The organism is Xanthomonas sp. NCPPB 901 (assembly GCF_056725085.1).
On the sequence record NZ_CM161511.1, the window covers coordinates 4,784,352 to 4,797,192 of the forward strand.

Here is a 12,841-nt window from a genome sequence, read left to right on the forward strand (position 1 = left end):
AGGCGACCATGTTCACTCTCATCATCGACACGGCGGTGCGGCTGCGCTGGCTGGTGCTGTTCCTTGCCGCGCTGATCGCCGGCTGTGGCCTGTACCAGTTGGGCCGGCTGCCGATCGACGCGGTGCCGGACATCACCAACCGCCAGGTGCAACTCAACACCGTCGCCCCGGCGCTGACCTCCGAGCAGATCGAACGCCAGGTGACCTATCCGCTGGAGACGGCGCTGGCCGGCATTCCCGGCCTGGTCACCACGCGCTCGCTGTCGCGCAACGGCTTCTCGCAGGTCACCGCGATCTTCAGCGACGCCACCGACCTGTACTTCGCCCGCCAGCAGGTAGCCGAGCGCATGCGCGAGGCGGCCGAGGATCTCCCCGACGGCGTGACGCCGCGGCTGTCGCCGGTGACCACCGGCCTGGGCGAAGTGCTGATGTGGACGGTGGACTTCACCGCGTTCGACCCGGCCCGGCTGGCGCGGGCGGGCGCGGCGGGCTGGCAGGCCGGCGCGGTCTACCGCACGCCGGAGGGCGAACTGCTGCGCACCCCGCAGGAGCGCGCCACCTACCTGCGCACCGTGCAGGACTGGATCATCGCGCCGCAGATACGCGCCAGCCCGGGCCTGGCCGGGGTCGACACGATCGGCGGCTACGTCAAGGAGTACGCCGTGCATCCGGACACCGCGCGGCTGGCCGCGCATGGCCTGGGCCTGGCCGATCTGGTGACGGCCCTGCGGCGCGCCAACGTGCAGGCCGGCGCCGGCTTCGTGCAGCGCGCCGGCGAAGGCCTGGTGGTGCGTGCCGACGGCCTGGCGCTGGGCGCCGACGATCTCGCGCAGGCACCGGTGGCCACCCGCAACGGCGTAGTAGTGCTCGTGGCCGATGTGGCAGAGGTCGCCTCCGGCCGCGCCCCGCGCCTGGGTGCGGCCAGCCGCGACGGCCACGAGGCGGTGCTGGGCACGGCGCTGATGCTCGCCGGCGACAACAGCCGCACCGTGGCGCAGGCCGCGGCCGCGCGGCTGCGGCAGGTCAACGCCACACTGCCGCCGGACATCGTCGCCATGCCGGTGCTGGACCGCAGCGTGCTGGTCGACGCCACCATCCGCACGGTGGCCAGGAACCTCACCGAAGGCGCGTTGCTGGTGGTGGTGGTGCTGTTCCTGTTGCTGGGCAACCTGCGCGCGGCGGCGATCGCCGCGCTGGTGATCCCGCTGTCGTTCCTGTTCGCGGTGATCGGCATGCACCGCTTCGGCATCAGCGGCAACCTGATGAGCCTGGGTGCGCTGGACTTCGGCATCCTGGTCGACGGCGCGGTGATCGTGGTCGAGTCGACGCTGCTGCTGTTGGGCCAGCGCCACGCCGAACTGGGCCGCGCCCTCACCGCCGCCGAGCGCCTGGGCGTGGCCGCCGAGGCGGCGCGCAGGATGGCGCGGCCGGCGGCGTTCGGCCAGTTGATCATCCTGCTGGTGTTCGCGCCGATCCTCACCCTGGAGGGCGTGGAGGGCAAGACCTTCCAGCCGATGGCGGCGACCTTCATGCTGGCCTTGGTCGGCGCCTTCCTGTTCTCCTTCACCTTCGTGCCGGCGCTGGCCGCGCTGCTGGTGCGCGAGCCGACCGCGCGTGCCGATGCGGCCCGCGACCACGCCGGCGAGCACGAGACCTGGCTGGTCCGCCGGCTGCGGCGGCGTCTGCAACCGCTGATCGGCGGCGCGGTCGCACGTCCAGGCATGGTGGCCGCCGGGGTGGCGCTGATGGGCGTGCTGGGGGTCGGCGCATTCGCGCTGCTGGGCCGCGAGTTCATGCCGACGCTGGACGAAGGCAACGTGGCGATGCAGGCGCTGCGCGTGCCCTCGACCTCGCTGGAGCAGTCGCTGGCGATGCAACTGGCGCTGGAGAGGGCCATCGCCCGGCAGCCGGAAGTGGCGGCGGTGTTCTCGCGCACCGGCACCGCCGAGGCGGCGATCGACCCGATGCCGACCAACATCTCCGACAGCGTGATCGTGCTGAAGCCGCGCGCGCAGTGGCCCGATCCGGCCCTGCACAAGGAGGCGCTGGTGGAACGACTGGAGAAACTGGCCGGGCAGCAGCTGGGCAACGGCGTGGAGTTCAGCCAGCCGATCGAACTGCGCTTCAACGAGTTGATCTCCGGCGTGCGCACCGACCTGGCGGTGATGGTGTTCGGCGAGGACATGCAGCGCCTGCGCGCCGCCGCCGACCAGGTGGCGCTGAAACTGCGTGCGGTGCCCGGCGCCGCCGACGTGCGGGTGGAACAGGTCGCCGGCCTGCCCACCCTCAACGTGCGCATCGACCACGTGGCCGCCGCGCAACTCGGGCTGACCGCGGCCGACGTCAGCGAGGCGGTGAGCAACGGCATCGGCGGCGCCGCGGCCGGGCGCATCTTCGAGGGCGACCGCCGCTTCGACGTGGTGGTGCGGCTGGACGACGCCGCGCGCAACGATCCGGACCAGTTGGCCGCACTGCCGATCGCCACGCCCGCCGGGCGGGTAATCCCGTTGTCCTCGGTGGCGCGGATCGACGTCAGCGAAGGGCCGAACCAGATCAGCCGCGACAACGGCAGCCGCCGCGTGGTGGTGCAGGCCAACGTACGCGGCCGCGACCTGGGCGGTTTCGTCGCCGCGGCGCAGGCGGCGGTGGCCGAGGTGGCGCTGCCGCCGGGCGCCTACCTGCGCTGGGGCGGGCAGTTCGAGAACCTGCAGCGCGCCGAACGGCGCCTGGCGATGGTGGTGCCGGTGGTGTTCCTGCTGATCGGCAGCCTGCTGTGCATGGCCCTGCGCAACGCCAGGGAGGCGCTGCTGGTGTTCGGCTGCGTGCCGCTGGCGCTGGTCGGCGGCGTGTTCGCCCTGCTGCTGCGCGGCATGCCGTTCTCGGTCTCGGCGGCGGTCGGCTTCATCGCCGTGTCCGGCGTGGCGACCTTGAACGGACTGGTGCTGATGCAGGCCATCGGCGAGCGCCGCCAGGCAGGCGCGGCGCCGTGGCAGGCGGCGATCGACGGCGCGGCCAGCCGCCTGCGCGCGGTGCTGACCACCGCGCTGGTGGCGATCGTCGGCTTCCTGCCGATGGCCATCGCCAGCGGCGCCGGTGCGGAGGTGCAGAAACCGCTGGCGACGGTGGTGATCGGCGGCCTGCTCACCGCCACCGCGCTGACCCTGCTGGTGTTGCCGACGTTCGCCGCGCGCATCGCCGCGCCGCGCGTGGCCGGCTGATCGGGCGCCGGCCGGCGCGGCGGGCGTCAGGCCTTCTTCTTGCGCGCGGCGATGTAGGCGCGGATCTGCTGCTGCAGCACCGGCAGCGGCACCGAGCCCTGCTGCAGCACCGCGTCGTGGAAGGACTTGATGTCGAAGTCGGGGCCGAGTTCGCGCTCGGCCTCGGCGCGCAGGTCGAGGATGGTCAGCTCGCCGAGCTTGTAGCTCAGCGCCTGGCCCGGCCAGGAGATGTAGCGGTCGACCTCGGTGGTGACCTCGTGCTCGCTGAGCGCGGTGCGCTCGCGCAGGTAGGCCTGCGCCTGCGCGCGGGTCCAGCCCTTGTGGTGCACGCCGGTGTCGATCACCAGGCGGCAGGCGCGCCACATCTCGTAGCTGAGCCGGCCGAAGTCCTCGTAGGGCGTCGCATAGATGCCCATCTCCTTGCCCAGCTTCTCGGTGTACAGCGCCCAGCCCTCGCCGTAGGCGGAGATGTAGTTCTCGCGGCGGAACGCCGGCTGCGCGCCCTGCTCCTCGGCCAGCGCGCCCTGCAGCGAATGGCCGGGCGAGGATTCGTGCAGGGTCAGCGCCGGCAGGTTGTACAGCGGCCGCGACGGCAGGTCGTAGGTGTTGAGCCAGTAGGTGCCGACGCCGCCGCGGCCGGCGGTCCAGAACGGGGCGATGTCCGCCGGCACCGGTACGATGGTGAAGCGCCCGCGCGGCAGCGTGCCGATGAACTTGCCGACCTCCCCGTCCACGCGCTTGGCGATCCAGGCGGCGCGATCGAGCAGTTCCTGCGGGGTCTTCACGTAGAACTGCGGATCGGTCCGCAGGAACTGCAGGAACGCCGGGAAGGTCTTCTGCCCGGCCGGCGCCTGGAAGCCGACCTGCCGGATGATCGCGTCCATTTCCTTCTGGATCCGCGCCACCTCGCGCAGGCCGAGCTGGTGGATCTGCTCGGGGTCCATGTCCAGCGTGGTGTACTCGCGGATCTGCTGCCGGTAGTAGGCCTTGCCGTCGGGCAGGGCTTCGGCAGCCAGCGTGGTGCGCGCCTGCGGCATGTACTCCTGGCGATAGAAGGTCAGCAGCTGCGCATAGGCCGGAATCACCTTGTCGCGCAGCGCCGCCTGCGCCTGCGCGCGCAGCTGCGCCTGCTCGGCGGCGGGGATCTGCGCCGGCATCTGCTTGAACGGCGTGTACAGCACCGCGGCGGTCGGGTCCTTCAGTTCGGCCACGGTGGCGATGGCGCCGTCGCGGCCGTCGAGCACCGCGCGCGGCACGCTGAAGCCGCGCTTGAGGCCCGCGCGCATGTTGTCGGTCTGCTGCGCGAAGTAGCGCGGCACGTCGTCCAGCCGCGCGATGTAGGCGCGGTACTCGTCGGGCGTGCGCAGCGTGCGCCGGGCCATGAACGCCAGGTCCGACCAGAACGCGCTGTCGGAGTTGAACGGCATCTCGTAGGCACGCAGGCGCACCGCCGCGGCCAGGTTCTCCACCTGCGGCCGGTATACCGCCAGGTTGACCTGGTTCTCCGGCGAGAGCTGGGCGGGGTCGAGCGTGTCCAGCTGCCGCAGCACGTCCTCCCACACCTTCAGCCGCGCTGCCTGCGCGGCCGCGCCGACGTCGGGCAGATGGGTATTGTCGCCACTGCTGTCGCTGTCCTCGTCGGCCTGGCCGAGCTGCGCCTGGCGCCAGGCCCACTCCTTCTCGTAGATGGCCTGGAAGCGCGCATCGGTGGCGCTGGCAGCGGCCGTCACCGGCGCTGTGCCGGCCGCCGGCGGCGACGGCGGCGCGGCCACGGCGGGCGCGGCCACGGCGAAAGCGAGCAGCAGGGAAGCGGCCAGCGGGGTCTTGGCGAGCATTGGCATGGGCGGCACACGGCGGGAACGGATCGTCGATGATCGCATCCCTGCCCGGCCCGGCGGGTGGGCCGGAAGTCCTGTGTGGGCGCGGGACGAACCCCGGAACGCCGCAGTACGACTGAACGGAGCGACAGCGGCAGCAGGGTGGCCCATGTGGGAGGGACTTCAGTCCCGACGCGGAACACCTCAACGCGCTCGGCAACGCCCACTGCCGACGTCGCGCGTGATGCTGGCGATGCCAGGCACTTGGCGGAGCCCAAAACGAACCCCGAAGCGCTGCAATGCAATTGGACGAAACGACAGCGGCAGCACGGTGACCATGTGGGAGGAACTTCAGTCCCGACGCGGAACACCTCAACGCGCTCCGCAACGCCTACTGCCGACGTCGCGCCTGATGCTGGCGATGCCAGGCACTTGGCGGAGCCCAAAATGAATCCCGAAGCGCTGCAATGCAATTGGACGAAACGACAGCGGCAGCACGGTGACCATGTGGGAGGGACTTCAGTCCCGACGCGGAACACCTCAACGCGCTCGGCAACGCCTACTGCCGACGTCGCGCGCGATGCTGGCATGCCAGGCACTTGGCGGAGCCCAAAACGAACCCCGAAGCGCTGCAATGCAATTGGACGAAACGACAGCGGCAGCACGGTGGCCCATGTGGGAGGGACTTCAGTCCCGACGCGGAACACCTCAACGCGCTCGGCAACGCCTACTGCCGACGTCGCGCGCGATGCTGGCGATGCCAGGCACTTTGTTGGAGGAGCCCAATGGAAAGAGAAACGCAGTCCATCGAGGCCGCGCCCTCATCCCGTTCTGCACCCGCCAGCCACCAACGCAGCCGGGTCGTGCTGCAGCGTCGCGTTCATCGGCATGCGAAGCCAAACCGCATCCCAGTACGGGTAGTCGCCAACCCGGCGCACCAGACCGGCGCGCAATGGGTTGGCGACGATGTAGCGCGCTGCTGGCAGTAACTGCCGCTCGTCCCGTAGCGCGCGATCATGGAATCCCTCCATCCACACTGCTCCGCCGCGCCCGCGCGCATGATTGGCCGCCCTCGCGGCGCGGCCCTTGGCTTGGCGCACGACGGTCGGCAATGCAGCGCCGCTCTCGAGCATGACCAGCCCATGCCAGTGGTCGGGCATCAGCACCCAACACAGAAGCTGCGCGTCCGCCCAGGTCTCGGCATGGCCCAGGCAGGACGCGGCCGCCCAGGCGCATCGCCAGTCCTCGAACAGGCGCTGGCGCTGCCAGGTCACGGTGGTGACCAGATAGATGCGTCCGGTATCGCTCCAGCGCCCTGCACGCAGCGCGCGGTAGCCTCGGGGAAGTCGGGTGTGCATGACCCCAGGGTTGCAGGGCGGATCACACGACACCATCGGGGATCGACCGGTGCGGGCGTGGGGGAACCTGCGGGCGCAGCGTCAGAAATCCGGTACTCGCTGCTGGATGCAACGGCGGCCAGGACGACCGGGACGTGGAAGATTCATGCGTCGGGACTGAAGTCCCTCCCACAGTTGCAGGGCCGCGATCGGAAGGTGTTACGCGCTGCCGGCGATCACGCGTAGCGGCGCCGCGCGATCAATGCGTCGCGCGGTCGCGGTGCCAGCCGCGGTGCTTGATGTCCAGGTACAGGCTGTAGACGGCGGTGAACGCGGGGAACAGGTTCTGCAGCACGCCCACCGAGTCCTGCTTGGCCGAGAACATGAAGTAGCTCAGCGTCATCAGGCTGCCGACCACGCTCATGTACCAGAACAGGCGCGGGATCACCGGCTTGCCGGCGCGCTTGGAGGCGACGAACTGCACCAGCCAGCGGCCGCCGAACATCAGCGCGCCGACGTAGCCGATCAGCTTCCAGCCGGTGACGTGCAGCCCGGTCCAGTACAGCGCCTGGATCGGTTCGTTAAGGAAATGCGCGTCCATCTCAGCGCTCCTGCACCGCGGTGCGGCGGCTGCGCGCGATCAGCCAGGCCACCCCGCGCAGGTCGCGGATGCCGACCAGGGCGCGATTGAGGTTGTTGTACTTGGACACGCCGGAAGTGCGGTGGCGGTGGTTCACCGGCACGCTCAGGGTCTGCCAGCCGGCGCGCTGCATCAGCGCCGGCAGGTAGCGGTGCATGTGGTCGAAGTACGGCAGGTCCAGGAACGCCTCGCGCTCGAACAGCTTGATGCCGCAGCCGGTATCCGGGGTGTCGTCGCGCAGCATGCGCGCGCGGATCGCATTGGCCCACTTCGACGCCCAGCGCTTGCTGCCCGAATCCTGCCGCGATACGCGCCAGCCGGCGAACAGCTTGACCAGCGGCGCCGCCGCGGCGCGCGCGGCCAGCAGCTTGGGAATGTCGGCCGGGTCGTTCTGGCCGTCGCCGTCCAGGGTGGCGATCCACAGCCCGCGCGCGGCCTTGACCCCGTTGCGCACCGCCGTGCTCTGCCCGCTCTGGCTGACGTGGTGCAGCACGCGCAGCTCCGGCGTGGACGCCTTCAGCCCTTCGAGCACCGCCAGGGTGTCGTCGCGCGAATGGTCGTCGACGTAGACGATCTCGAAATCGATCGTGCCGCGCAGCGCGGCGACGATCTCGGCGACCAGCGGCGGCACGTTGTCGCGCTCGTTGAACACCGGGACGACGACGGAAAGGGAAAGCTGGCTCATGGATTCGGCAAGGCTGGGCGCGGGGGCGCGTGGGGGAAAAAGCGGGGCATTGTGCCGCGGACCGATGATCGGCGGATGAAGCGTCAGGCGGCGGCGCCGAAGTACTCGCGGCACCAGGCCACCACCTGCGGCAGGCCGACCTCGATCGGGGTGCTCGGATCGAAGCCGAACGCGGCCTGGGCCCGCGCAGTATCGGCCATCGTCTCGATCATGTCGCCCGGCTGCATCGGCCGGTACGCCTTTTCGGCGCTGCGCCCGGCCGCGGCCTCGATCACCGCGATGAAGCGCTCCAGCTCCACCGGGGTGTGGTTGCCGAGGTTGAACACGCGGTGCGGCACCGCCTCGCCCGAGGGGTGATCGAGCGCGCCGAGCACGCCGGCGACGATGTCGGCGACGAAGGTGAAGTCGCGGCGCATGCGCCCGTGGTTGAACACCTCGATCGGGCGCCCGGCCAGCACCGCGCGGCTGAACAGCAGCGGCGCCATGTCCGGGCGGCCCCACGGGCCGTACACGGTGAAGAAGCGCAGGCCGGTGGCGCGCAGCCCGTACAGCTGCGCGTAGGTGTGCGCCATCAGCTCGTTGGCGGCCTTGGTCGCGGCGTACAGCGAGCGCGGCTGGTCGATGCGCTGGTCCTCGGAGAACGGCGGCGTCGCCGAATCGCCGTACACCGAACTGCTGGAGGCGTAGACCAGGTGCTGCACGCCGCGGTGCCGGCACAGCTCCAGCATGTTGACGAAGCCGACCAGGTTGCTGTCGACGTAGGCATAGGGATTCTGCAGCGAATAGCGCACCCCGGCCTGCGCGGCCAGGTGCACCACGCGGGCCGGCTGTACCTCGTCGAACAGCGCGGCCAGGCCGTCGCGGTCGGTCAGATCGAGCGTGCGGATGTCCGCGTCCGCGCACAGCGCGGCGACGCGGTCGCGCTTGAGCTGCGGGTCGTAGTAGTCGTTGTAGTTGTCCAGGCCGACCACCGCCTGCCCGGCGGCGCGCAGCGCGCGGACGGTGTAGGCGCCGATGAAGCCGGCGGCGCCGGTGACGAGGATGGGCATGGCGGAATCCTGGAAAGCAAAAAGCGAAGAAACGACGGGCGTCGCGACACCGCAACGATCAGGGCAGGCCGGCGTTGACGCCGCCCGGATCGACGGTACCCGCTTGGCGGTGCTGCAGGATCGGGCTGCCGCCCGGGCTGTTCTGCGTGTCCTCGTTGCTCATGCAATGCTCCGGTTGCTGGCCCGCGCCGCGACGCACGGCCTCAGCGCAGGGTCAGCGGCGCGTCCTTGGCCAGCGCCGCCTTGCGCTCCTTGCTGAATTCCCACCACGGGCGCGGCGTCTCGCCCTGCATGAAGCGCACGATCGACAGGAACACGTCGATCACGCAGTGATCGTGCATCACCCCGGTGCGCAGGCACAACTGCGCGTACATGTCGTAGGGGTCGCGGCCCTGCAGGTGCGCGGGCACGCGGATGCCGATCAGGCGCAGGTCCTTCTCGCAGGCCGGCCCGACGTTGGGCAGGTCGGTCAGGCGCAACAGGTGGTGGCGGTCGACCTTGCTGGGATGCATGGCGGAAGCGGTCCTGGCGGACGCGGGCGGCGGCGCTCAGGCCTGCCGCGGGCGCAGTTTCTCGAGCACGCCGTCCAGCGTGTCCAGGTCGGTGTAGTGGATCACCAGCTTGCCCTTGCCGCCGCGGCCGTGGGCGATGGACACCTTGGTCCCCAGGGACTCGGACAGTTCGGTCTCCAGCGAGGCGATGTCGGCCTGCGGCGCGGTGCGCGCCGGCTTGGCCTTGCGGTTGCTCGGCACCTTGCCGGCGGCGAACTGCTGCGCACGGTGCTCGACCTCGCGCACCGACCAGCCCTGGTCGGCGGCGTCGGAGGCCAGGCGGCTGGCCAGCTCCGGCGACAACGTCAGCAGCGCGCGCGCATGGCCCATTTCCAGGCGCCGCGCTTCCAGCAGCGCGCGGATCGCCTGCGGCAGCTCCAGCAGGCGCAGCAGGTTGGACACCGAGGCGCGCGAGCGACCCACCGCCTCGGCGGCCTCGGCGTGGGTCAGCGAGAACTCGTCGATCAGCCGCTGCAGCGCCTGCGCCTCTTCCAGCGGGTTGAGGTCCTCGCGCTGGATGTTCTCGATCAGCGCCATGGCGATGACGGTGCGGTCGTCCAGCTCGCGCACCACCACCGGCACTTCGCTGAGGCCGGCCAGCTGCGAGGCGCGCCAGCGGCGTTCGCCGGCGACGATCTCGAAGCTGCCCGGCGCCAGTTCGCGGGCGACGATCGGCTGGATCACGCCCTGCGCCTTGATCGACTCGGCCAGCTCCTGCAGCTTGGCCTCGTCCATCTCCTGGCGCGGCTGGTACTTGCCCGGCTGCAGCTGCCCGACCGGCAGGCGGCGCAGGCTCTCGCCCGGCTGCAGCTCGGCGGTGGGGACGGGCGCGGCCGCGCCCTTCGGCCCCAGCAGCGCTTCCAGACCACGGCCGAGGCCGCGCTTCTTCGCTCCGAGGGCGGGGGGCTTGGCACTCATCAGTACGTCTCCATGGCCGGCATCGGCCGATTGCGTTCGTTGCGGCGGCGCACGATCTCGCCGGCCAGTCCGAGGTAGGCGACGCCGCCGCGCGAGGTGCGGTCGTAGCCGACGATGCTCTGGCCATGGCTGGGCGCCTCGGCCAGGCGCACGTTGCGCGGCACGATGGTGCGGAACACCTTGTCGCCGAAGTGGTTGGTCAGCTCCGCCGACACCGCGTTGGCCAGGTTGTTGCGCACGTCGAACATGGTCCGCAGCACGCCTTCGATCTCCAGCGCCGGGTTCAGCTCGGCGCGCAGCGCCTCGATGGTCTCCAGCAGCGCGGTCAGCCCCTCCAGCGCGTAGTACTCGCACTGCATCGGCACGATCACCGAGTCGGCGGCGGTCAGCGCGTTCAGGGTCAGCAGCGACAGCGCCGGCGGGCAGTCGATCAGGATGAAATCGTAGGCCTCGCGCAGCGGCGCCAGCGCGGTCTTCAGCCGCTGCTCGCGCGCCGGCTGGTCCATCAGCTGGATCTCGGCGGCGGTGAGATCGATGTTGCCGGGCAGCAGGTCGAAGCCTTCCGGCGCGGTCACCCGGATCTGTTCGGCGCTGCTTTCGCCAAGTAGCACGTCGCAGGTGGAGGCGGCCAGTTCGCGCTTGTCGATGCCGCTGCCCATCGTCGCATTGCCCTGCGAGTCCAGGTCCACCAGCAGCACGCGCTGCGACTGGCGCGCCAGCGCCGCGGCCAGGTTGACCGCGGTGGTGGTCTTGCCGACGCCGCCCTTCTGGTTGGCGATGGCGATGATGCGGGCCATGCGGGAGCCTCGTCGGCGATGGGGGTGGGGCCGGGCATTATGCGGTCACAGCCCCCCGAGGCGGAAATCGGGGCCGGCCGTGGCCGCCGCTCAACCGCGCTCGACCACCACCAGGTGGCGGTCGGCGCCCAGGCCGGGGACCTGCAGCGGGTGTACCGTCGGCGCCACCCAGCCCGGCGGCAGCGCGGCGATCTCCTCGTCCGGGCGCACGCCCTTCATCGCCAGCAGGCGCCCGCCCGGGCGCAGCAGGTGGCCGCCGACGGCGACGATGCCGGCCAGGGTGTCCAGCGCGCGCGCGGTCAGCAGATCGTAGGCGCCGGCCTCGTCCAGCGCCTCGGCGCGCGACTCGGCCACCCGCGCGTTGTCCAGGCGCAGCTGGCGCACCGCCTCGCGCAGGAAGCGCGCCTTCTTGCCGTTGCTTTCGACCAGGGTCACCCGCAGCTGCGGCCGCGCGATCGCCAGCGGGATGCCGGGCAGCCCCGGGCCGGTGCCCAGGTCGGCCAGCGCGCCCTCGCGGGCGAACGGCTGCATCGCCAGCGAATCCAGCAGATGGCGGGTCACCATCTCGTGCGGATCGCGGATCGCGGTCAGGTTGTAGGTGCGGTTCCAGCGCGTCAGCAGCGCCAGGTAGGCCAGCAGGGGCGGCGCCAGCGCCGCGGCGTCCAGGCCTTGTGCGTGCAGGCCCTGCTCGAGCGCGACGCGGACGGAATCGGGGAGAGAGGCATCGGTCATCGGCGGATTATCGCAGGTGCCGCCGGCGCCCGAACCGCGCGTCCGCGTCAGGGCGTGTCCTGGACAGGCGCATCCGCGCGCCAGGCCAGGGCGGCCCGATAACCGGGGGCGGCCTCCCACTCGTGCAGGTGCCAGGCCTCGGTCGCGCCCAGCCCCGGATCGCACCAGGCCAGGCGCAGCACGCCGGCTGCGTCCTCGGCGAAGCGCAGCCGGTGCAGGCCGAAGGCGATGCCGTGACCGTGCGCCTTGAGCAGCGCCTCCTTGGCGCACCACAGGCGGAAGAACAGCGCCTCGCGCGCCGGTGCCGGCAGCGCGGCCAGCAGCGCGACCTCGTCCGGATGGAAGAAGCGCTGCGCCAGCTCCAGCAGGCGCGGCCGCGGCCGCTGGCGCTCGATGTCCACGCCCAGCCGCGCGTGCGCGGCGACCGCCACCAGCAGGTAGTCGCCGCTGTGGCTCCAGCCGATGTCCAGGTGCGCCAGCGGCGCGTGCAGGCCGGGCCGGCCGCGCGCATCGCGGCGCAGCGGCAACGTCGCCGCCGGCATGGCCAGTTCGCCGGCCAGCAGGCGCCGCGCCTGGGCCTCGCCGGAGGTGCGCGGCGGATGCGGGCGCAGCCATAGCGCCACCGGGCCCAGCCGCCAGTCCGGCGCCTCGGCGGCAGCGGCGGCCACAGGCGGCATCGGCGCGCTCACGCCGCGTCCACAAAGCACAATGGCCGCTGCGGCGCAGGGCCGGCGCTATACGGTCGCTTCACGGCAACGCTCCTTAAATGGCGCGCACCCCACCGCTCCTGGTGCGGGCCGAACCGAGGAGTCTGACGCATGGGCATCATTATCTGGTTGATCGTCGGCGGCATCGTGGGCTGGCTGGCCAGCATCATCATGCGCCGTGACGCACAGCAGGGCATCATCCTGAACATCGTGGTCGGCATCGTCGGCGCGCTGATCGCCGGTTGGCTGTTCGGCGGCGGCATCAACCAGGCGATCACCCTGTGGACGTTCCTGTATTCGCTGATCGGCGCGATCATCCTGCTGGCGATCGTCAACCTGTTCACCCGCGGTCGCGCGCGCTGACGCGCCGCCCCCGCCGCTTGCGCAAAC

General features: G+C 71.3%; 12 protein-coding genes. 2 read left to right on the forward strand and 10 right to left on the reverse strand.

What is annotated here, in order from left to right:
* Positions 1 to 8: 8 nt before the first annotated feature.
* Positions 9 to 3,218 carry an efflux RND transporter permease subunit gene (locus AC1PME_RS20395; RefSeq protein ID WP_481096855.1) on the forward strand — a complete coding sequence of 1,070 codons (3,210 nt, stop codon included), beginning with the start codon at positions 9 to 11 and terminating at the stop codon, positions 3,216 to 3,218.
* Between the two features lie 26 nt (positions 3,219 to 3,244).
* Here the strand turns inward: AC1PME_RS20395 and AC1PME_RS20400 are convergent, their stop codons facing one another.
* From AC1PME_RS20400 to AC1PME_RS20445, 10 genes are all read right to left on the reverse strand, one after another.
* A complete protein-coding gene (locus AC1PME_RS20400) occupies positions 3,245 to 5,053 on the reverse strand; it encodes a DUF885 domain-containing protein (RefSeq protein ID WP_481098163.1) in 1,809 nt (602 codons plus the stop codon).
* A gap of 803 nt (positions 5,054 to 5,856) precedes the next feature.
* Positions 5,857 to 6,393 (reverse strand): REP-associated tyrosine transposase, encoded by a 537-nt coding sequence (locus AC1PME_RS20405; protein ID WP_481096856.1) that lies wholly within the window; start codon positions 6,391 to 6,393, stop codon positions 5,857 to 5,859.
* Between the two features lie 238 nt (positions 6,394 to 6,631).
* Positions 6,632 to 6,973, reverse strand: a complete 342-nt coding sequence (locus AC1PME_RS20410; RefSeq protein ID WP_481096857.1) for a lipid-A-disaccharide synthase N-terminal domain-containing protein — start codon at positions 6,971 to 6,973, stop codon at positions 6,632 to 6,634.
* A gap of 1 nt (position 6,974) precedes the next feature.
* On the reverse strand, positions 6,975 to 7,697 hold the full coding sequence (locus AC1PME_RS20415; RefSeq protein ID WP_209230346.1) for a glycosyltransferase family 2 protein: 723 nt from the start codon (positions 7,695 to 7,697) through the stop codon (positions 6,975 to 6,977).
* 83 nt (positions 7,698 to 7,780) lie between these two features.
* On the reverse strand, positions 7,781 to 8,746 hold the full coding sequence (locus AC1PME_RS20420; protein ID WP_481096858.1) for an NAD-dependent epimerase/dehydratase family protein: 966 nt from the start codon (positions 8,744 to 8,746) through the stop codon (positions 7,781 to 7,783).
* 203 nt (positions 8,747 to 8,949) lie between these two features.
* Positions 8,950 to 9,258, reverse strand: coding sequence for a helix-hairpin-helix domain-containing protein (locus AC1PME_RS20425; protein WP_017917017.1), 309 nt, complete (start codon positions 9,256 to 9,258; stop codon positions 8,950 to 8,952).
* Positions 9,259 to 9,294: 36 nt separating this feature from the next.
* Positions 9,295 to 10,215 carry a ParB/RepB/Spo0J family partition protein gene (locus AC1PME_RS20430; RefSeq protein ID WP_481096859.1) on the reverse strand — a complete coding sequence of 307 codons (921 nt, stop codon included), beginning with the start codon at positions 10,213 to 10,215 and terminating at the stop codon, positions 9,295 to 9,297.
* A complete protein-coding gene (locus tag AC1PME_RS20435; RefSeq protein ID WP_254459617.1) occupies positions 10,215 to 11,012 on the reverse strand; it encodes a ParA family protein in 798 nt (265 codons plus the stop codon). The genes AC1PME_RS20430 and AC1PME_RS20435 overlap by 1 nt, the downstream gene beginning before the upstream one ends.
* A 90-nt stretch (positions 11,013 to 11,102) precedes the next feature.
* Positions 11,103 to 11,744, reverse strand: a complete 642-nt coding sequence (gene rsmG / locus AC1PME_RS20440) for a 16S rRNA (guanine(527)-N(7))-methyltransferase RsmG (RefSeq protein ID WP_420008307.1) — start codon at positions 11,742 to 11,744, stop codon at positions 11,103 to 11,105.
* Positions 11,745 to 11,791: 47 nt separating this feature from the next.
* Positions 11,792 to 12,421 carry a 4'-phosphopantetheinyl transferase family protein gene (locus AC1PME_RS20445; protein WP_481096860.1) on the reverse strand — a complete coding sequence of 210 codons (630 nt, stop codon included), beginning with the start codon at positions 12,419 to 12,421 and terminating at the stop codon, positions 11,792 to 11,794.
* A gap of 141 nt (positions 12,422 to 12,562) precedes the next feature.
* Between AC1PME_RS20445 and AC1PME_RS20450 the strand changes: the two genes are divergently transcribed.
* Complete coding sequence (locus tag AC1PME_RS20450; protein ID WP_017908994.1) at positions 12,563 to 12,814, forward strand: GlsB/YeaQ/YmgE family stress response membrane protein; 252 nt, start codon at positions 12,563 to 12,565, stop codon at positions 12,812 to 12,814.
* The last annotated feature ends 27 nt before the right edge of the window (positions 12,815 to 12,841 follow it).

Bases quoted from the DNA above. Each gene is read 5' to 3' on its own strand.
- AC1PME_RS20395 (WP_481096855.1), top strand. From the start codon at position 9: ATGTTCACTCTCATCATCGACACGGCGGTGCGGCTGCGCTGGCTGGTG.
- AC1PME_RS20400 (WP_481098163.1), bottom strand. From the start codon at position 5,053: ATGCTCGCCAAGACCCCGCTGGCCGCTTCCCTGCTGCTCGCTTTCGCC.
- AC1PME_RS20405 (WP_481096856.1), bottom strand. From the start codon at position 6,393: ATGCACACCCGACTTCCCCGAGGCTACCGCGCGCTGCGTGCAGGGCGC.
- AC1PME_RS20410 (WP_481096857.1), bottom strand. From the start codon at position 6,973: ATGGACGCGCATTTCCTTAACGAACCGATCCAGGCGCTGTACTGGACC.
- AC1PME_RS20415 (WP_209230346.1), bottom strand. From the start codon at position 7,697: ATGAGCCAGCTTTCCCTTTCCGTCGTCGTCCCGGTGTTCAACGAGCGC.
- AC1PME_RS20420 (WP_481096858.1), bottom strand. From the start codon at position 8,746: ATGCCCATCCTCGTCACCGGCGCCGCCGGCTTCATCGGCGCCTACACC.
- AC1PME_RS20425 (WP_017917017.1), bottom strand. From the start codon at position 9,258: ATGCATCCCAGCAAGGTCGACCGCCACCACCTGTTGCGCCTGACCGAC.
- AC1PME_RS20430 (WP_481096859.1), bottom strand. From the start codon at position 10,215: ATGAGTGCCAAGCCCCCCGCCCTCGGAGCGAAGAAGCGCGGCCTCGGC.
- AC1PME_RS20435 (WP_254459617.1), bottom strand. From the start codon at position 11,012: ATGGCCCGCATCATCGCCATCGCCAACCAGAAGGGCGGCGTCGGCAAG.
- rsmG (WP_420008307.1), bottom strand. From the start codon at position 11,744: ATGACCGATGCCTCTCTCCCCGATTCCGTCCGCGTCGCGCTCGAGCAG.
- AC1PME_RS20445 (WP_481096860.1), bottom strand. From the start codon at position 12,421: ATGCCGCCTGTGGCCGCCGCTGCCGCCGAGGCGCCGGACTGGCGGCTG.
- AC1PME_RS20450 (WP_017908994.1), top strand. From the start codon at position 12,563: ATGGGCATCATTATCTGGTTGATCGTCGGCGGCATCGTGGGCTGGCTG.